Genomic DNA, 18480 nt, shown 5'->3' with positions numbered 1-18480 from the left:
CAGAGGAAGAACTTATAGTTTGTCGGCGGCCTGGGCCTGCTCGGTCCGCCGCTCGGCCTGATCGAGGCGCTTCCGGGCTGCGTTCGACAGCGGGTCGGACAGGTCGTCGCTGGCGTCCTCGATTCTGGTCGCGACGCGCTGGAGCCGGTCGGCGACGGCCTGGAGTTGTTTGTCAGCGTTCCCGCGGTCGCCGGCTTCGGCGCGTTCTGTCGCCCGCCTGGCAGCCTCCACGACAGCTGCGAGCGCCCGTTCGAGGCCTCGAATCGCGTTCTCGGAGCCACCGCTGCTCCCGGGGTTGTCGTCATCGTCGTCATCGGTGTCACCGTCGTCGCCGCCATCGTCCATCTCGTCAAGCACCGATTGCCGCGTTTCCTCGGCGATGTCGACGAGGAACGATGCCAGCGACGCCTTGCCAGTTCGGGGCTCGTCGATTGTTGCGGCAGTCTCGGCTTCGGGGTCCGGGTTGACGCGGAACGCGCCGATCTCGTCGTCGCGGTCCCGGACCTCCGTCGTGTACGCACCGCCGCTGTGGACGTACACGGCGTCGGGTTCCGAGAGGGGAGCGTCGTACAGCCGGCCGGCGAAGTCGTCCTCCACGGCGAGGTCGGTGAGGTCGCTGTCGGCTCCCGACGGATCGACTTCGAGGCGGGTCGCGTTCTCCCGGGCGACCAGGGGGAGTTTTCCGTCGACACCGGCTCTGGTCGGCCCGTCAGCCGACTCCGCGTCGGGGACCGACACCGTCTCGCTGTGTGGTGCGACACCGGCCCCGTTGACCGTGAATCGGTGGTCGCCCGCGGGCACGTCCTGAACGACGGCTAGCCCAGAAAAGGTCGGGACGGCCTCGGGGTCACTCTCCAGCAAGGCGACGGACTCGACGGACGTGTCCTCGGTCGTGAGCCCATCGTCCTCGGGCGCGTCGTCGTTCGAGACGGCTTCCGAGAGGCTGGCAACGACGGTGCGTATCTCCGCCGGTGCCCCGATGGCGTCGTAGCGCTCGGCCAGCGCCGCCCGGTGGTTGGGCTCGGAGATGTCCGCGGCGGGGTTCTCGTATCGCGGCTGGTTCCAGGGCGCGCCCGTTGTCGTGATGTGCCCCGAGACGGCGTCCTCGACGAACTCGGGCACGGCGAACTCGAAGCTCAACTGCGGGCCGGTGAAATCGGCGATGTGCTCCAGTTCGCTGCTCGGCACGAGATCGTACTCGATGTCCGGGTCGGCCTCGCCGCGGTTGGTGTGCTGGAAGACGAGCCCCGTCTCCCGCGTCGGCAGGTCCGTCGGTGGTTGGGTGAGACTGTCGAACGAACGGATCGTGAGCGACTCCGAAATGAGGTCCTCGCGGCTGACCGACGGGAGCCGCTCGTGTTCGTACAGCGGCGCGCCCTCGTACTCCGGAACGAGGTAGGGGAGCCGGGACCCCTCGTCGCGCGGGAGCCCGTAAGCGACGGGGATCTCCGCGAGGTCTTCGATGGTTTCGACGGCGCTGTTCGTGATGTCCGCGAACCGGTCGCCCTCCGGCAGCCGGGTGAACCGGTCGCGAGCGTCGTTGACCGACAGCGCGCTAGAGTGTGACCCCAGTTCCGAGAGGATGCGTGGGACCATCTCCGGGTCGGGGTCGAGGAACTCGTTGTTGGGTACCTTCCGGGAGTGCGAGCTGGCGACGTACAGTTGCGGGTCGCCCGTCCCCGTGTCGACGAACACATGCAGGACCTCCCAGTCGTGCCAGTGGAAGTTCGTCGTGAACTGGTCGAACGCCGAGTAGAACCAGAACTGGACGACGGCGAGCGGCGAGTTCTCGTACTCGACAACGTTGTAGAACGCCGTCGGGTCCGGCGGCTCCCCTTCGGTCATCCGCTCGTGATACCCGTCGAAGGCGTCGAACCCGTCGACGACGGTTTCCCCGTCCTGTTCGCTGGTGTACGGACGCGGGTCCGTCGGGAACCACGGCTCCGCCTGATCGAAGTACAGCGTCGGCGCGAACCGGCGCGCGAGTTCTTCGGCCCGTTCGCCCTCGACTGTCGAGGCCGCGTCGTCGCTCCCGCCTTCGAACGCCGAACAGCCGGCGACGGACGCGAGGCCGGCTCCGGCGACCGTCTGCAGAACCGCACGGCGGGACAGCGCGTCCCGGTCAGTCATCGATCCCTCGTCGCTTCCATACGTCGTCCGACAGCGCGACCCGTCGCTGTCTCCGAGCCCAATAATCCCATACACTATTCAGCGAACCGCGGAGGAAAACCCTTCTGGCAGTCGCCCAGCGTGCCCCGTCAGTACTGCTCGAACCCGTCCGTATCGAGGCAGTTGTGCGCGACCGTGATCGAGTGGTCAGCGTGGAGGGCCTTCGGCCCGAGCGAGACACACTCGTCCGCGTGGTCGGCCAGCAGCGTCGCTTCCTCGTCCCGGAAGTCGTGATGGTCCGAGAGGACGAACACCGGGTCCGACGGCGGTGCAACGTCGACGATGGGATCGCCGTCCTCGTGCAGTTGGACGACAGTTCCGCGGCTCGCCGCGTCGTCGAGCGTCCCCTCGAACCCCCGTCGCGTGAGCGACACCCCGGGCGACGTTTCGACCGGGATGTGGCCGATAGCTTCCTCGCGCTCTTCCAGCGCCTTGCGGATCAGCGCCGCCGTGGACCGCTCGTCCGGGTTCAGTCGGCGGAGGTCACTCCCATCGAACGTGACGGTGTACTCATCCGCCAGGATGAGGTGGACCCGCACGTCTTCCCGGATGGCGTGGCTCAGGAAGAACGCGCTGGTGACACACCGACAGAGCACGTCGAGCCGGCCGGCCGCGCCGGCCAGGTCGTCGAGCGAGAACTCCGGCGTCGTCGGGGCGTCGTGGCCGATGATGACGAACTGGCGCATACTGACTCGTCACCCCACGGCGATTTACGTCCGTCGACTGCTGTCAGTACCGATACGAAAGACGCTACAAACGCCGTCTGAGCGTCCAGAAAGGGTTTACCGGGTGCGACGAATCGCGGACTATGCGCAGACGTGCCCTCCTCGCGTCGATCCCGGGTGCGCTGGCCGGACTCGCCGGCTGTTCGTTCGGCACCCTCGGCTCAGACGAGACCGCAGACGTAACGCCCGCACCACGCCCGACACAGTCACCGACTGATCCAGATGACAGCGGGACAGGGACGCCGACAGGCACTGGCGACCCGCCCCGACCCGAGAATCCGACGACCGTCATCGAACTGGAAACCGGGCCGCGAACCTACGCCCTCAGTTCGCCAGGACTCCACACCGCCGACAGGGCGCGAATCGGGCTCTGGTTCGACCAGACGGCGACCGACGACCATCCGGCCACGCTTCGGGGCTGGCTCCAGAACAGCAACGAGTTCGAGAACACGTTCAGGGTCAAGTGGATTCCAGGAGTCGGACAGACACACAGCCGCCAACCCAGCGGCTACGACCACGAAGCGCGCCTCCATCTCGCACCCACAGACAACAACGACCTTGCCGACGAAGTGCCCTCACTCGGCCGAACAGACGAGGGGTACTGGCGCGTCGACGATGTCGGTCCGTGGATGCCAGAGACGTACCGGTTAAATCCCGGTGAATGGGTCAAACTGGAGTACGCCCTCGTCGGCGAACCGGGCCAGTCCGGGCGGCCGACCGGCACCTACGAGTTCCGCGGTCAGGCCGGGTCACTCTCGGTCTCCGTCTGGGACACGCGAAGTCCCGGTCCGGAAACCGACTCCCGCTTTGCCGGCCGCTCGCTGCCGCCGTTTCCCGGCGACGGCGGTGTCCAGTGGTTCCACGAAGCAGCGAGGACGACTCCGGCCTTCGTTCGGCCCAGTACCGAGCGGGCGGAACTGGACACACAGATCGGCTTCGAGATGGTCAACAACAGCCACGAGCGGCTGCAGTGTGGCCACTGGGACCTCTACAAACTCGTCGACGGCGAGTGGTTCCACATCGCCCCGACGGGCCACACGTCCGACTGTCGCATCTTGGGGCCGGGCGGCAGAGAAAGCTGGGGTCTCCGAGCGTTCAACGGGGAGGCGGTCGGTTGTAGCACCGGCGACTGTAACTGCGACGGCCTCACGCAGGGCTATCTCGGCGGTGGCGAGTACGCTGTCGTCGCCGGCTACGGGCACGAAAAAAACGAGAGCGGTGCTCTGGTGGAGTTGGTCGGTGACCGCGCTACAGTGACGCCAACCGAGGACGTGTCAACGGTCCGAGACGGCGACACCGTCACGGTGACGACCGGCCGCCACGGTGACGGTGAGCAGCCGCCCGACGCGACGTTCTCCCTTTCGCGCGCCGACAGCGCGGACGAACGGGTTCTCGCCGAACAGGTGATGACGGGCGGGTTCATCGCGCCCGACGGCGGGCTTCGCAATGCCCTCCCGTTCCTGACAGACGATGTGCGTCGCGTTGTTGTCGAAACCGATGAACGGGCTGTAGACGGTGTTCTCGGCTACGATGCTGACTCGCGTCGGTTCCGATTCCGCGGCCAGGCGTATGCAGTCTCACGAGGTGAAACCGACGGATGAGAGCGGATGCAAATGATGGGCCAGATACTGCTTGAAAGTGGTGTTGAAAAATGGGCCGGCGCGACGCGGAACTAACCGCTTTCGTAGGATGCTCATACTCGGTTCGCTGTCGAATCGTCGCTGATGGGTCAGTTGGTGTCATTGGGTGAACTCCAGTTCGTTGATGAGTGGTCGGCGGCGGTCCTCCATCCGGTTGCGAAGCCGTCGCCGCCGCTGTTCGGGGTCTGCCTTGTCGTAGTGATCTTCGATAGTACTCACCGAGGAATTGACGCGCTCCGCTACGTCCTCCGGCGGCCATCCTCGGTTTAGGTGCCACGTAATCGAACCCGTCCGAATCTGATGCGGGGACCGGCTCGACGGGCACTTGCTGGCGTGGGCGTACTCATTCCAGTCGCACTTCTCGATGTCCTTCTCGTGAGGGCACATCCCGTAGCTGCACGGGAGCGTGGCGAGGTAGCTCCACACTCGAATGGTGTTGGTCGTCGGCCGCCCCTTCGCGCTTGTCAGCAGCGGCTGACGGCCATGCTCGTCCCGCACATCGTACCGACGGCCGTTGATGTACGCCTCCAGCGCATCGGCCGTCTCTCTTGGAAGCGCCACCGGGCGCTCACCGCGGCGCTTGTTCTTCAGCGGGGTGTCCGTTTCCGGTCGGTGGCGGAACTCGACGTAAGGGCTACTCCCCAGCTCCGTGTCCCGAAGGTCCAGGGCCCGAAGGCCGCCCTGTCGAGCGCCAGTGTTCCACGCAAGTTCAAGGAACGCGTGTTGCCGAGTTCCGTAGTCTCTGTCGCTCTCACGGTAATACGACAGCAGTGCTGCTGCTTTGTCGGCAGCAAGTTTCGTATCGTTTGACCGGTCCTCTGGGTCAAGGTCAGGGATGCGGATTTTCTCTGATAGACCTTGGTCGACCGCTTCGAGGTCTTCGAGGAACTCGAAGAGCATCTTCAGCGTCCACATCTCGCCTTCGAGCGTGGCCGGCGCGATCTCCGCGCTCCGCATTTCGTAGTACTCGTCGAGATCGTAGCCACGCAGTTCCCCGACCGTCTCTATGCCGACGGAGTCACACCACTCAACGAAGAGCTTCAGCCGGTACTCCCAGCCGTGAACGCTCTTCTCTGTCGAGTCTGACCGACGGCGTCGAAGGTAGCGCTGGCAAGCCTCGCGGGGAGATAGCTCTGTAGGGTCGCCCCGCCGTCTACCGCCGCGAGTCATGCCTCTAACTCACTCAGTTCGCTCTGGTCGTCCGGGAGCTGGCGGCGAACCTGCGGCTGGATGTTACGGAAGTCGTCGGCCCACTCCTGCATCTCGCCACGAACCGCTTCGACCTTCTCGCGCAGTTCGTCGACGCTGTCAGCCGAGACCTTCGCCTTCATCTTGTCGCGGTTGTTGCTGTCGCCGCCCCGCGTGAGTTCGACTGTGAGGCTATAGGCGTCAGTCATCCGCGACCACCACCTTGCCGCCGGAGTCGTCAGCGCTGGCCTCCTCTCGCTGCTCGTCGTGGGCCACGCGCTTCGCCTTCACGTACTCGCCGTCTGTACCGGCGTCGTAGTACTCCGTCCGCACCTCTCGAATCGCCTCAATCTTGTGCGGCGGGAGTTTGACGCGGCGGTCACGCCACTCGGTGAGACGAACCCAGCCGCTTTCGAGCGTCTGGTAGTCCGCGACGTAGACGACACCCTGGCCCTGAATCTGGACCATCGCCGGCGTGTACTCCGGATGCAGTGGCAGGTCCTCAGGGTCGATCTTCTCGTCGTTCATGGGCCGTCCTCCGCGTCGTCGTCAGTCTTTTGCTGGCCGGTGTCGTTTTCCGAATCGGGGGCCTCGACGCTACTGGACATAGTTTAGGCGGCCCCCTCGTTTCGACGCTCCTCGCTGTTCTCGTCCACACACAAGACCGTGTCTTCGCAGTTGAACGGCGTCGTGTCGTGCTCGCGCAGCACTTGACGCACGTACTGCGATGCGTTCATACCGTGCTTGTCGGCTTCTCTGTCTATCTCATCCGCCATTTCTGGCGACATGGAAATAGACATAGTCAGGAATCGTGCCATGCATCCACCAGTTACTAACTTATGTCTACTATAGTTTACGGTGTACTCTCAATATGCTACAAGATACTAACGAGCCTATTCGAGCGTGTTTTAGACTACGGTCTCAATAAGTTAGTTATGCGCTACTCGGGTGACTGGATGGTACTCGCTGATGACCGAATCTTGGAGTATGTACGTCATGAGGGGTCTGGTCGCCCAAAGGCGATGGCTGACAGTGGATACGTTCGCTATTCTCGTCAATACGTACACAAACGAGCAAAGAAGCTCGTAGAGCACGGGCTGTTGGAGCACCTGGGTAACGGGGTCTATGTAATCACTGAGCGCGGTGAGCGCTATTTGGATGGCGAAATAGACACCTCGAAAGACGCTCCTGATGAGGTAGACTCAATGTTTGACGATAGCAGCTCGTCAGCAGATGAAAGTCACGAGCAGGTTTGAAATATGCCTCCAAGAAAGTCCGCCTACTGGATGACCCAACTGGACGAGCGTATACTCGAATACATTGACCGCGAAGGGTGGGGCTCCCCATCGGTGATGGCACGCTCGCGGGGGTTCTCTGCCTCGGAAGGCCACATCCGCGAGCAGTGCCTTCGCCTCTACTACGCTGGCCTTATCGAGCCAATCGCTAAGCACTCGTACGACCTGACTGGAGATGGAATCCGGTACCTAAATGGAGATCTCGATGCGGAGCACTATCCGAATCCGCGCCCAAGTGCTGTGTTTCAGGACAGGTACCCGACGCCAGCTGAATGGCCGCAAGCACGTTCTGAGGAAGTGAATTGGTCATAAGCGTATGGCTATCAGTTTCACTTTCACTCCGGACTTTGCCGAAGTACTTATATCTAGAGCTAAAATATCATAATAAGCCGTATGTCCACCGAATATTGAAGCAATAATATAGCGATAGACAGTCTGTTACAAAAGATAGACGCTCAAAACACACACAAAATGAGTTTGACCACAACAGTAGGGACGATTCTCGTTGGAGCACTAGCTCCGCTTGTCATACAGTGGTTTTTACCTCGTAATATCAAGCTGCGAATAAAATATATAATAAACCGGGCCAGCAATGCCGTTTTCCGTCGAGGTTATGTTATCGATTCAAAAATTTCTCGTGGGTATGAGGTTGAAGACCCCGCAGAATTAGGAGAACTAACTGAAGACCTGAGAGTGAGTTTGGGAACCAGCCCACAGAGTTCACTTGATCGGTTCGATTTTTCCCGTAAAAATGGGGGGAAAAAGTATCAGGTGGATGTTCAATTGCAGTGGGAAAGCGAAATGTCGGGTCCGGGTGGGTTAGGAGAGAGTATGGGAATGGGTATGCCAGAAACAGAGTCTGAGCAGAAGGTTGTGAGTCATATTAGAATAGCTGTTTCTGGTGAGCTGCCATACGGTGAACTTGAGGAAATGCTATTCAATTCGTATGAGGTGCTTCGGAACGTTGAGTCGGATATACCAGCAGAAATGGATGGAAACGCATATTCATTCGTCTGCGAAACAGGTCAGCCGCCTTTAATTAACCGTGTGATGGACGACTTGGGGTTCGAGAATATCAAAGCGACGACTACCGAAGGTCTTGAACTGGAAATAAGGAACGACACGATTCGGCTACGGAATCTTGATGAGAGCGCTGTTGGTCAAGCGATTACGAAAACAAAGAAGATGGTTACTCTCTACGGTTAGACATCAAACTCGTTCAAAATAATCCGATACCAATAAATTGCCATTTCATCATTGTTCCAATCTCCGTAGAAGACCGCTGCATTGTTTTTTGAAGTAAGACCGACTTTTCGGTCGTATGATTCCGATTCATATATGACCCAAACCTTGTTCCCCCGCTGTTCAAACCGCTCAGCGGTATCGGATTCCTCGAGCCTTCCAGCCAATGATGCGCTTGAAGTGTTTTCATCAAGCGATTTGTACGTTGCTCTGGATTCAATGAGCCGATCTGATTCAAGAATATCTTCAATATTCTCCCGGTCAATCTCAACTTGTTCCAGCTCACCGGGACTGAAACCATCGGGACCATGTTCATATAGAAGATCGTCCAATCGTGATTGAATCTCGTTATGGAGATCACTTTTACCAAATATCATCATTCCACCGTTGCTGATTGAGTTAGTAAACCGGATACGCGACTGGTGTGTCGTCTTTCCGAATTCAGCACCATCCCAGCCGGATTCTTTCTTTGGAACCTCAAACCGCATCGCTGCGGAAAAACCATTATTAGTATCGTTTATATTGCGAAATTCGGTCCTGAGAGGTTCAGAGACTTTCTCATCGTCTCTTTCTAACAGAATGCCATCAATTATGTCCTGAAGAGAACTAACACTGTATCCACTTGGAGGGAAGTAAATTGTAGTTGATGTTGGTGCCATAGTTATGTGCTTATTATGGACATTACCGGTAACTTATTAAAAACAACTTCGCATTACAGCAAGCTACGCCTATTCTGTTGTTGCAAATTGTGTCAACTGGTCTTGGAGGAACTCTACAACCTGCTTATCGGGATAGTTCGTCGGCTCATAGATGTCAAAATAGCCGCTTTCTGCAACATACAGGTTTATTCGCTCGCCACGGAATTGGAATTCGACACCTAATTGAGTTTTTTCTGATGACTCAAGTAGCGGTTTTAATTCAGAGTCATTCATCAAATCCGATCCGTGAAGAACTCCGTTATCTGCGTTCGTCCGTTTCTCTTCAAAGCCAACTTTCCATACTTCAACATCATCAGGACCATGCACCGACCGCAGGAAATCGAAGTATGAGTTGATATCTATTTTTGAAGATTGGGCATTAATTTCGGTGTGCTCACTGATTATTTGTGGAATGAAACTACTACCACCGCCTACGATAAGAATGCCGTCACTGGAGTAAGTAAATGTCCCAAAATTAGCATTAATTGTCTCTTTAGTTCTGTTTGATATTCTACTATCTGTAATTTGCGTGACTTCGTCCTCAATCAGCTCCTCCGCAGCCGCATCGCCCGATTGAATCAGGACTCCATCTTCTGTCTTTTTTGAGTCGCGGATATCTATGCCTTCTGAGACGCTGTCGACGGGTGCCTGCTGTGGAAGGGCGACGGTAGCACGAAAATCGTCCAACCCAGTGGACAGACTGTCACAAAGGTATAGTGTACCAGACTGCATAATCTCCCATATGCTGGTGTGGATTAAAAACTGTTGAATAGAATTAATTCAGTCTGTTATTATATCCCATACAAGTCACTTCTATTGATCGCTCTATTAATTGTTGGTCTTGACGTGTTTAACCGCTTTGCCGCCTTTCTCTTTGATATTTCGTTTTTTTGGACCATATCAAGAACACTCACTACTTCATGATAATTAGCTGCCTCAACGAGTAGGCCATCATTTTTTTCGAAGCCAAGCGGAGCAGGTCCGTGGTGATAGTCGTCGTTTTGCTGACGCGCGGCGATGCCTTCTTTCGTCCGCTGTTGAGCCATGTTCGCTTCCAGTTCCGCAAACACGCCGAGAAGTTGGAATAGCGCCGTCTGGTACGGGTCGCTCTCGTCAGGCCGGAGAGTCAACCCCTCGCTGATGATGTGGAGCTCGACGCCAGCGTCTTCAAGCCGCGACGCCGTCCGCTCCAAGTCGGAGATGGACCGGCAGATACGCGAGATACTGTGAACCACTACAGCCTTGATCTCCCCGCTCTCGGCGTCATCCATCATCTGCTGGTAGTCTGATCGGTCCGTGTTGGTTCCGGTGGACTTGTCTCTATAGAATCGGAGCCTTCCCAAATCCGCGCCGAACTCGCCCTCAGCATACTCCTGTGTCGACTCAAGTTGCCGGTCAAGGCTCTGGTCCTGCGTACTCACTCGGCAGTAGCACCCAATATCACCCATACACTCGTACACCCACGCCAAATATATAAAAGCTGGTAGTTACGTACAGTCTGTACGAGAACGGTGGTTCTTGAGGTATTCGAAATGATATTTAATCATGAATGTGGATCGATTGTTTCGATGTCTAAATACAAATCAAAGTCAAAATCGTCCAATGACATCTCTTTCTGGTCGAGAACGTAATCATGGAGATTCATGGCGGTATCCAAACAGAACTCAGCATCGTCAACTGCTCTTTTTGCATCACGGGGATCCATAAAGCTACTAGAGGGTATATTTTGTTCAGGAGCCCCGTACTTCGCGAGCGTATAGAATCGTTCCCAGAACTGGGTTAGAAAAAGGACTCTATAAATCTCTTCTATTTCGTCATAGTCTTTTTCGAGGCTTGAAAGTAACCCCTTCACCCGATTGTCGGTAAATTCGATATCGTGATGCTGAGGAGGATTGACACCTACTGATTTGAAAATAGCTTTTGCAGACAACTCAACACATACTTGACAATCCGAAATTACGACTTCAGGCCCAATTTCCAGCATAATCTCATTAAGATCATCTGAAGAGATTTCATCTGGTTTAGCGTCTTCATCAGCTAAATGATACTCATTTTTGATTTGTGACAGCCGCATTGAAGATTGGAGTAACTGTCTCTTTGCATAAGCCAGATCTTCTACTGGAACATCATCAAAATCAGTCATAGAGCAATCGTGGGTGTCTTTGGGAAAATAACCTCCGAATCGAACCAAGAGATTCCTTCATGAAAAGTCTCCTACTCTCACCCATGAAGCGGCCACTCAGAAAACCTCGTCCCACGGGATTTTGTGCTGCTTCCCCATCGAATGACCCGAGCGGTTCCATCCGCCCCGATCTTGAACGAGGTTGTTCACCGTCGACGGCTTCATGCGCGTGATTCGGAGTACGCCGTCCGTCTCATCGAGGAACACAAACGCGTACCACGCCGTCGCCTGTGCGTCCGACGCGATGAGAGAGCGCGTCTGTCCTTCCCAGACGCGAAAGCGACCATCGCCGGGATACCTGTTGCCGACTGTCGTTGATGTCGATTTGACCTGGTATTTCGTTGCCCTGCTGGGATGTCTGAGGTCCCACCAGTCCGGGTCAAGCGATAGGCCTTCCAAGCCGTACACCTCAGCCACGATCTCCTCGGCAACGTCGCCAAACGACTTCGACCGCTGTAACCGCTCCTGTCGAGTCCGAGGGAGCGACCGGATATCGAGAACTTCCGTCACTCCTCACCACCGCCAGCCGCCGCCTCGAAGCGTACTATCTCTGCTGGCCGTAGTCCTAACCGCTTCGCCAGCCACGCGATTCCCAGTCGGGAGAGCGCCGCACCGTCGGTGACCGCCAACGTGACACAGAACCAGATGAGAGCGCCCAGCTGTACCCACGTCAGGTCAGGCATCGCTCTCACCTCCGTCCGTTGCCTTCGGTGGGTAGATACCTTCGTCGACGAGCGCCCGGCGGTGTGACCGGACATCCTCGACGAGCCCGGCGTCGTCGATCCCTTCCTCACCTCGGAGAACACGGACGGCTTTCTCTGCGGTTTCGTGGGCCGCTTGCGCCTCGTTGCGCGTCTCCTCGACGTAGCCGACCACGCGGCGGCCGACCCAGCCCGTGATACCGACCACGAGCATCGATGAGACGCTGACCGCCCATGCCGCTGCGGTGTACGGTTCAACCATCAGCGTCCCTCCAGATTGCCACGGCGCCAACGACGACGGCGATGAGTAGCAGCGTTCCGGGCACACCAAGTATACCGGTCAACGCACCGAATACCTGCCCCAGTAGCCGTGCTACCGTCATCGAAGCACCACCACCGCAACGACCGCGAGGGCCGCAAGCGTTGTCTGTGGGGCAGTCAGCGGCCCGACCGCCGGCAGCGTCGGGAACCCGTCAGGTAGCAGGGCAGGCGGAGACTCTGGCCCGGTGTTCTCAGGCGGCGGGTCACTGCTTCCGTCAGGTGGATCGCCGTCACTGATAGGTGGGTACGTGGGTTCGTCGTTCGGCTCATCACCGGAGCCGGGTACACGCTTCTCGTAGACGTGCATCGTTCCGTACGTCGTCGTCTGCTTGTCCCACGACGGGCCGCCAAGCAGCTGCACACCGAGTTCGTAGTCGCCCGGAATCAGGTCGAAGTTCTCCTGTAGCCTCTCCCACGGAACCCGATTCGAGATTGTAGCCGTCTGTCCGGCTTCAATCGTCTCAGTCTGACTCTGGACATGGGTATCATCGAATGTCCAGATGACCGCTGCCTCTCGTTCCTCGAAAGAGGTGTTCGTCACTTCGGCCTGTAGCTGTGGCTCGTATTCCTGCCGTCGGTCGACACGCGGATCGTCGGGACTGTACACAGCGAACGAGGTCGTTCCGACTGATTCCAGTACGAGCCCGCCGTCTGGAATACCGCCAGCGAACGTCACCATTCAGATCACCACCAGCAGCACGACGGCTAGAGCGAACCCCAGCATCACCTGCTGGGTCGTTCCGCCAAGCGCGTCTGCGATATCGCTAATCATCTCTGTCAGTCGGTCACCTGTCGTCGGCAGGGCCGGGTCCTGTGCATCAGAGTGAACGGTTACCTCCGCCGCCCGCTCTTCTGCAACCGTGTCATTCGGAACTTTCAGCACTTCCGCGGTGACACTGTGTTCTCCACTACCCAGCGTCACTCGCTTGGTCACCGTCTTCGGGGCGCTATTGCCGTCGAGGCACTTCGTTTCTCGATGAACTTCTTGCCCGTCGACGTAGATGATGACCGGCGTCCGCCATCCAGTGTTGAACTGGAGTATCCCGCTCTGACACGTCCCATCCTGCGGGGCAATAATCGAACTCTCGTTTCCGACTGTGACCGTCACGGTGAACGACTCATCTGGGCGGGCCTCGCTCGGTACGTCTATACTGTCGATATACGGCTCTGATTGGTCGATATTCAGGTTCACCATTATCCTAACATCCCTCCGAAGTCTGCCCCGGTCCCAGCGTACAGACCCTTGATCTCGACCGGGTCGAGAACGATCTCAGCGCTGTCATCAAGCGGGCCGATAGGCTCCTGTAGTGGGTTCCCATCGGCATCGATAGCCGGTGAGAACCATGTGTACTGAACTCCGTTAGGACCACCGTCCCGGCGCGCTACGCCCATAAACTGGCTGTACGTCGTAGCAAGACACGGGAGGTCACCCTGTGCGCTACCGTCGATAGTAGCCGCTGTCGGGAACACACCAGCCGACATCACCCATTCAACTTCGGGTAGTGGATTCCCGTCTGGGTCCACCACCGAAACTCTCACCGGCCGAAACGCTGCGGGAATAAGTACCCCGCTCCGGTCGGTGCTGGTGGCGTGGTCCCGAGAACGAGTGACCCGTGGCCGGTCGAGGGAGACTGTGACCGTATCTACTCGGTCACCGGGCCGACGTGGACGGGGCCGTATCGTGTCGGTCGTCGCACCAGCTGCGACGGTCGCCGCCCGTTGGGGAGTTGGACGCTCCGTACTCAGTGTTTCCCCGTCAGAAGCGGTTCCCGTCCTCGCCGGGATTGGGCGCATCTGGCTTCCTGCGGTTGTCCCGGCCGGTGCTTCAGTGTACGTCGCCATCGGATTACCTCATCCCGATACCGACCTGCGCGACGTTGTGAGCCTTCAGGAGCTTGTACAGGTTGTTCGCACCGCTATCCTGTATCGTGTCCTCGTGGCTTGCGTCCTGACCGCTTTCCTCCCGAATCCACAGGTCATGGGTCCCGATGATTGCATCGTTGTTGCGGTTGTTCCGATACTGCGAACTGGCGACGACGTTGTCGGTGGTGGTGTAGTTCGCGTAGTTGTTGTCGGGATTCACCATCCCGCGGCCATGGTGTGTGCTTCCCGACTGCGTGCCGCTCATCGCCGGGAGGAAGTTCGTCCACTGCCTCTTTCGTCTATTATTGTAGTCGGTGTCGTAAGCCTGTGCGTGCCACAGGATTGCGTAGTTGCTTTCCCGGTTGGCCGCAGAGTCGAAGTCCCATGTCTTCGAAAGTTCGGCCATCCCGATAGCGAGGTCTTCATCGTTACCATCGCCCTCGTTCCGTTCCGCGTAGAATGCCCATCCCGAGTCTGTGTAGTCCAGGTAGTAGCTCACGGAGTGAGACATGGACATACGCTTACCACCCCGGTCGTCTGGAGCGTACGCCATCGGATCGCCGTATCCGTCGCTTCCAGTCTTTTGTTCGACATCGTTGGCGTAGCGGTCTTCCCATGTCGTGTTTCCGGCGTCCCACGAGGGACCGGATTCCATGGTTATGCCACCGCTGTATCTGTTATCTCGGATTTTGAGACGGTGGTTCTCGCCGTTCGGCGTCTCCAGCACGAACCACTCACCAGCAGTGAGCGGAGTCGCACCGCCGTTGGCCGATGTGTCGATGATACTCCAGCCACTGATACTGTCGATGTTGTCGCGGAGTGCCGCGAGCGCTTCGCCCCAGGTAACTGCGTTTGGTCCTGTAAACGTCATTTTACTTGAGTGCCAGCACGTTCAGGGAGGTACTGGCGTCTCCCTCGGTCATCTTCCGATACCACAGCTTTGAGGCACCCAGCCCGCCCGGCGGGGACAGAGAGAACGGCGCGTCCGACGGGGTCAGGGGGATGAACCGGTCAGCCTTATTTGTCGACTTGAACGCGACAACTATCGGGGAGTCAAATCCGTAGACGACGACGGTATCCGCGGCGAAGTCCCACGAAACCGTCTCTTCGTCGGTATCGTCAACCGGAACGCCGGGTTCGCTGTAGTACACCGCTTCCGAGTCGCCCGAAACGTTCTGGTCGATGTCGTCGCCCCGCATCTCCATCAGCAGGGCCGCCAGCAGCGCGTTCGTTTCGTCTTCGAAAGCCTCGTACAGCACGTTCCTCGGTGCGCCGGGGAAGTACTGTTCAAGCAGATCGTCTATCGGTGTATCTGTCCCGATGAGTCCATACCCGCTCATATCGACTGCCCCCGAATCAGTGCCAGAACAGTCGCAGCCTGCACCAGCGAAGTCAACAGCGACGAGAACGGCGCTATCAGGTCGGCCACTATCCGGGCCTTCTCCGCAAGCCCTGCAAGCACGTTCCCGCCGCTGTCACACGGGCAGCCAGTATCGGTACTGCTGCTATCTGGGTCGTCAGTGTCGTGTAGAATCACCATGTGTTGGAACGGTGGCCCGTTAGGCCACCATGGTCTGGGTCACCTTTCGCCGGAGTTCAGCAGCCTCCTCATCCGGTCGAAGGGGCCGCTGATTCACCGGGATACTCACCTCGACGTTCTCCGCGTCGGCTGCCTCGACAGCCGTGGCGAACTCTGTGTCGAAGAACAGCAGGTCCATGTTGAACTTCGGCGGGAGGACACCGCGCATCCCGCTGTTGCGTCCGTCCCATGTGATCTGGCGGTCCGTCTCCGGCGAATCCGGGTTCGAGAACGCCCATGTGATACTGTCTTCGCTCTGAAGTTCCTGCGAGACGTTGCCCTTCCCACTGTTGCGCTTCTGTATCTTCGTCAGCCCGTGGCGCATCACCGCGTAGAAGGCGACTGAGACATCGCCGTTTCCGGTCGTCTCTTTCAGCTCTGCCGACGCAACGAAATCGCCGTCAGTCCCGAACGTGCCAGTGTACTGCGTGTCTGTGCTGTCAGTAATGAGCGTATCCGGGTCACCGTCACCGTCGCTGTCGAAGTAGCCGACGAGCGAGGCGTCGGTCGTGTACTCGCCGGCAGTCACGTCGTCCATGTAGTCGACGATCGGGGCCTCGGGAGTGAGGTCGACCGTAGTAGTGTCACCCCCTGCTGCCGTCGCTGTCTGTTTGCCGACGAGTGCTACCACCAGCGGCATCCCGACTGGAACCTTCCAGACCTGTGTGCTCGGGACCTTCGTCGTGGCGACGATTCCCTCTGAACCGGGCTGATAGCTCTTGAAATCGAACATCTCAGAACCGAGGTAGACCGTCTTCCCCGGCCGTGCGTTGGCTCCGCTCATGGTCTACCGGTTGTCCACCTGCATGGGGTAGTTGAAGAACAGCGTTGCCGGGTCGACCACGTCGGGGCCGTTCACCAGAAGCGCCAGCTCGTCAGCGTCTTCCAGCGTCAGCCGCCCATTCGGAACTCGGTCACGGAGGAACCGAACCCGGCGGCGTTGTGCGTTCTCGCCGGACTGCTGGTCCTTCAGCGACAGTGTGTTGAACGGTGAGACGGCGAACTCGCTGATGACCGTCCACGAATCCAGCGGGTCGTTCGGTTCCCGATAGCCGAAGCCGATCTTCGTCGAGCGCGAGACGTTGCCGCCGTCCTTGGCTTCAACGTCGAGAATCGCTGGCGATCCCTGTGCGATAGAGATAGCGATTCCCTCCGGCACGTCCCACGTCGTGATCGGCGTCGGCGTACCCGCGACGTTCTCGGAGACTGTCGCGTACTGGAGTTCCGTGCTGAGTGTTTCGTCGGTCATCAGTTGGCCCTCCGTGCAGCGTCGAAGCTCTGGACACCGAGCATAGCGAAGCCGATTCCGATACCGATAGCGAGCATCCCGAGCGAGCCCCGAAGCGGGCCGACCCATGCTGCCGCAATGAGCCCGAGCCCGATGAGCGAGAAGGCCCCACCGGTGACCATCGATGCAGAGCCGAGGTCGCCCTCAAACACTGCATTCGATACGTCCACCAGTCGATCCTCGATGTTGATACCTCCTGCCGACATCAGAACGGGAAGCCCTGCCGCCGCGCTGGCACCGATAGCAGCGTTCCGTTCAGAGACTTGTAGTGCCATAATTCAGATGATGAAGTAGCCCGCGATGATTGCAGCCCCGAACCCGCCCACAGCAGCCATCCCGATGGGCGTTTTCAGGAACTCGACGATACCATTGGACCCGGAGCTACTGGGTGACCCACCCGACTCCGAGTTTCCGCTTGTGCTGGTCGAAACCATGCGACCAGTAGTTGCCGCGAGGGATGATTCAGTATTTGTTTGTTGACAACACCGATAGCGGATGGCCGCGAGAAGTCTGTACGCGCTATTTTACGCTATCGTAGGTGCGCCGGAATCTCAACCGGCCCTCTGATAGTCGATGATGCTCCAGCCACATCTTTGTACGTGAGGAACTGGTACGCGTTCGGGTCCATCTCGGTCACCCGGTGCTTGTCGGGGATACTCACCTTGCTGAATTTGCTGTCCTCGTGGTCACCGTAGGCGAAAATCAGGTAGTTGTCCGTCTGTGTCCAGATCTGATCGTGGACTTCTTTCGCCTTGTGAGCGGCGAGTACCAACCCACAGTTAGCGTGGGTGACGTGCCACTTCACGAGGTGCTGAAGGACTTCGGGAATATGATGTGCGGACATCCAGTTGTGTGCCTCATCGAGATAGAGGTAACACCGCTTGAGCTGGCCGAACGCTCGAAGGTACTCGTCGAGGACATCCTCGGTGAACGGATTTTCTCGAATTACCTGCTGAGTGTTGCCGCGCATCCAGTGGTCGAGCACGTCACCGGGATCATCGGGAAACACCGCACCCGGTGGTCCATGCTCGGCGTTCGGATCGATACAGATGTAGCGCTCTGTCTGGGTCAGCAGGTGCTCGAAGAGCACTGACTTCCCCGAGTTCTTCTGGCCGAGGATGACCGAGATTTCGCTCAGGTCAATATCCATCGCTTGCTATTGCCCCTCGCTGCCGCTGTACTCGCCGGGTTCCGGTACGTCGACGTCAAGCTCATCGTACAGCCCGCGCCGGGTGAGTACGTCGTCAAGCGTAGCGATAGCGTAGGCTGTCGCCTCCGGCCTCGCAAGCGCGTACTGCGAGAAGAGATGGATGAATGTCTCAGGACCAAACTGGTCCTCCGCGCGTTGTGGGTCGAGGCCGAACATCGGAGCGAACCCCTGTAGCTTCGCCTCGATCTGGTCGACTGCTTCCTCATTGTCGACAAGAGCGGACCATCCCAGTCCGCGAAGATCTTCCTCCACCTCGTAGAGTGTCCGGGCCGTTGCACCACTGTCGTCGGCAACTTGTTTGAGTCGCTGCGTTCGTTCTTCGGGCGATTCGTCTGCCTGACTCGCTACTAACGCGAGCTGCTGAATGATTTCCTGCATG

Annotated in this window: 28 protein-coding genes; 3 read left to right on the top strand and 25 right to left on the bottom strand. The window is 58.4% G+C overall.

The annotated features are described in order from the left end of the window. Window positions 1-12: 12 nt before the first annotated feature. Both VI340_RS01545 and trmY read right to left on the bottom strand, forming a co-directional pair. A complete protein-coding gene (locus VI340_RS01545) occupies window positions 13-2130 on the bottom strand; it encodes a hypothetical protein (protein ID WP_336357634.1) in 2118 nt (705 codons plus the stop codon). A gap of 128 nt (window positions 2131-2258) precedes the next feature. Further along, window positions 2259-2855, bottom strand: a complete 597-nt coding sequence (gene trmY / locus VI340_RS01540; RefSeq protein WP_336357633.1) for a tRNA (pseudouridine(54)-N(1))-methyltransferase TrmY — start codon at window positions 2853-2855, stop codon at window positions 2259-2261. Window positions 2856-2977: 122 nt separating this feature from the next. On the opposite strand from trmY, the gene VI340_RS01535 reads away from it, so the two are divergent. Further along, window positions 2978-4495 carry a hypothetical protein gene (locus VI340_RS01535; protein ID WP_336357632.1) on the top strand — a complete coding sequence of 506 codons (1518 nt, stop codon included), beginning with the start codon at window positions 2978-2980 and terminating at the stop codon, window positions 4493-4495. Window positions 4496-4633: 138 nt separating this feature from the next. Here VI340_RS01535 and VI340_RS01530 read toward each other — a convergent pair whose 3' ends face one another. The 4 genes from VI340_RS01530 to VI340_RS01515 form a co-directional block, all read right to left on the bottom strand. Continuing rightward, window positions 4634-5704 carry a tyrosine-type recombinase/integrase gene (locus VI340_RS01530; protein ID WP_191449904.1) on the bottom strand — a complete coding sequence of 357 codons (1071 nt, stop codon included), beginning with the start codon at window positions 5702-5704 and terminating at the stop codon, window positions 4634-4636. Then, window positions 5701-5931, bottom strand: coding sequence for a DUF7389 domain-containing protein (locus VI340_RS01525; protein ID WP_058992698.1), 231 nt, complete (start codon window positions 5929-5931; stop codon window positions 5701-5703). Before VI340_RS01525 ends, VI340_RS01530 begins: the two co-directional genes overlap by 4 nt. Beyond that, on the bottom strand, window positions 5924-6250 hold the full coding sequence (locus tag VI340_RS01520; protein WP_336357631.1) for a hypothetical protein: 327 nt from the start codon (window positions 6248-6250) through the stop codon (window positions 5924-5926). The genes VI340_RS01525 and VI340_RS01520 overlap by 8 nt, the downstream gene beginning before the upstream one ends. Window positions 6251-6333: 83 nt before the next feature. Next, entirely contained in the window at window positions 6334-6510 is a 177-nt protein-coding gene (locus VI340_RS01515) for a CopG family transcriptional regulator (RefSeq protein WP_336358183.1), read from the bottom strand. Between the two features lie 147 nt (window positions 6511-6657). Between VI340_RS01515 and VI340_RS19820 the strand changes: the two genes are divergently transcribed. Together VI340_RS19820 and VI340_RS01510 are read left to right on the top strand one after the other, a co-directional pair. After that, window positions 6658-6978, top strand: coding sequence for a MarR family transcriptional regulator (locus VI340_RS19820; RefSeq protein ID WP_442905116.1), 321 nt, complete (start codon window positions 6658-6660; stop codon window positions 6976-6978). 510 nt (window positions 6979-7488) lie between these two features. After that, a complete protein-coding gene (locus tag VI340_RS01510; RefSeq protein ID WP_129756009.1) occupies window positions 7489-8223 on the top strand; it encodes a hypothetical protein in 735 nt (244 codons plus the stop codon). Here VI340_RS01510 and VI340_RS01505 read toward each other — a convergent pair. The 19 genes from VI340_RS01505 to VI340_RS01415 all read right to left on the bottom strand — a co-directional run bounded on the left by VI340_RS01505 (window position 8220) and on the right by VI340_RS01415 (window position 18479). Further along, entirely contained in the window at window positions 8220-8918 is a 699-nt protein-coding gene (locus tag VI340_RS01505; protein ID WP_336357630.1) for a hypothetical protein, read from the bottom strand. The two genes, VI340_RS01510 and VI340_RS01505, sit on opposite strands and share 4 nt — an antisense overlap. Window positions 8919-8987: 69 nt before the next feature. Beyond that, window positions 8988-9689 (bottom strand): hypothetical protein, encoded by a 702-nt coding sequence (locus VI340_RS01500; protein WP_129756007.1) that lies wholly within the window; start codon window positions 9687-9689, stop codon window positions 8988-8990. A 59-nt stretch (window positions 9690-9748) separates the two neighbouring features. Beyond that, window positions 9749-10405: a recombinase family protein gene (locus tag VI340_RS01495; protein ID WP_129756006.1), complete on the bottom strand. Its 657-nt coding sequence runs from the start codon at window positions 10403-10405 to the stop codon at window positions 9749-9751. Between the two features lie 95 nt (window positions 10406-10500). After that, a complete protein-coding gene (locus tag VI340_RS01490; RefSeq protein WP_336357629.1) occupies window positions 10501-11100 on the bottom strand; it encodes a HEPN domain-containing protein in 600 nt (199 codons plus the stop codon). 96 nt (window positions 11101-11196) lie between these two features. Further along, window positions 11197-11649, bottom strand: a complete 453-nt coding sequence (locus VI340_RS01485) for a hypothetical protein (protein ID WP_336357628.1) — start codon at window positions 11647-11649, stop codon at window positions 11197-11199. Then, window positions 11646-11822: a hypothetical protein gene (locus tag VI340_RS01480; RefSeq protein ID WP_191907484.1), complete on the bottom strand. Its 177-nt coding sequence runs from the start codon at window positions 11820-11822 to the stop codon at window positions 11646-11648. The genes VI340_RS01485 and VI340_RS01480 overlap by 4 nt, the downstream gene beginning before the upstream one ends. Then, window positions 11815-12102, bottom strand: a complete 288-nt coding sequence (locus VI340_RS01475) for a hypothetical protein (protein WP_064287529.1) — start codon at window positions 12100-12102, stop codon at window positions 11815-11817. The genes VI340_RS01480 and VI340_RS01475 overlap by 8 nt, the downstream gene beginning before the upstream one ends. 117 nt (window positions 12103-12219) lie before the next feature. Then, on the bottom strand, window positions 12220-12840 hold the full coding sequence (locus tag VI340_RS01470) for a hypothetical protein (RefSeq protein ID WP_336357627.1): 621 nt from the start codon (window positions 12838-12840) through the stop codon (window positions 12220-12222). Further along, window positions 12841-13356 carry a hypothetical protein gene (locus VI340_RS01465; RefSeq protein ID WP_058992714.1) on the bottom strand — a complete coding sequence of 172 codons (516 nt, stop codon included), beginning with the start codon at window positions 13354-13356 and terminating at the stop codon, window positions 12841-12843. It abuts the gene before it with no gap. Continuing rightward, a complete protein-coding gene (locus VI340_RS01460) occupies window positions 13356-13643 on the bottom strand; it encodes a hypothetical protein (RefSeq protein WP_129756004.1) in 288 nt (95 codons plus the stop codon). Before VI340_RS01460 ends, VI340_RS01465 begins: the two co-directional genes overlap by 1 nt. A 364-nt stretch (window positions 13644-14007) precedes the next feature. After that, window positions 14008-14895: a hypothetical protein gene (locus VI340_RS01455; protein ID WP_336357626.1), complete on the bottom strand. Its 888-nt coding sequence runs from the start codon at window positions 14893-14895 to the stop codon at window positions 14008-14010. Between the two features lies 1 nt (window position 14896). Continuing rightward, entirely contained in the window at window positions 14897-15364 is a 468-nt protein-coding gene (locus VI340_RS01450) for a hypothetical protein (RefSeq protein ID WP_336357625.1), read from the bottom strand. Continuing rightward, window positions 15361-15564: a hypothetical protein gene (locus VI340_RS01445; RefSeq protein WP_064287524.1), complete on the bottom strand. Its 204-nt coding sequence runs from the start codon at window positions 15562-15564 to the stop codon at window positions 15361-15363. Before VI340_RS01445 ends, VI340_RS01450 begins: the two co-directional genes overlap by 4 nt. A 19-nt stretch (window positions 15565-15583) precedes the next feature. Next, entirely contained in the window at window positions 15584-16387 is an 804-nt protein-coding gene (locus VI340_RS01440; RefSeq protein WP_058992721.1) for a hypothetical protein, read from the bottom strand. Between the two features lie 3 nt (window positions 16388-16390). Further along, window positions 16391-16852 (bottom strand): hypothetical protein, encoded by a 462-nt coding sequence (locus VI340_RS01435; RefSeq protein ID WP_058992723.1) that lies wholly within the window; start codon window positions 16850-16852, stop codon window positions 16391-16393. Further along, window positions 16852-17166 (bottom strand): hypothetical protein, encoded by a 315-nt coding sequence (locus tag VI340_RS01430; RefSeq protein ID WP_058992725.1) that lies wholly within the window; start codon window positions 17164-17166, stop codon window positions 16852-16854. Before VI340_RS01430 ends, VI340_RS01435 begins: the two co-directional genes overlap by 1 nt. Before the next feature lie 3 nt (window positions 17167-17169). Further along, window positions 17170-17325, bottom strand: a complete 156-nt coding sequence (locus VI340_RS01425; RefSeq protein WP_154021006.1) for a hypothetical protein — start codon at window positions 17323-17325, stop codon at window positions 17170-17172. A 95-nt stretch (window positions 17326-17420) separates the two neighbouring features. Further along, on the bottom strand, window positions 17421-18041 hold the full coding sequence (locus tag VI340_RS01420; protein ID WP_336357624.1) for a hypothetical protein: 621 nt from the start codon (window positions 18039-18041) through the stop codon (window positions 17421-17423). Between the two features lie 6 nt (window positions 18042-18047). Then, complete coding sequence (locus VI340_RS01415) at window positions 18048-18479, bottom strand: hypothetical protein (RefSeq protein ID WP_336357623.1); 432 nt, start codon at window positions 18477-18479, stop codon at window positions 18048-18050. Window position 18480 lies beyond the last annotated feature (1 nt).

It is taken from the genome of Haloarcula sp. CGMCC 1.6347, assembly GCF_037078395.1.
Classification (GTDB): domain Archaea; phylum Halobacteriota; class Halobacteria; order Halobacteriales; family Haloarculaceae; genus Haloarcula; species Haloarcula amylolytica.
This window is presented reverse-complemented; position numbering and strand designations above follow the sequence as displayed.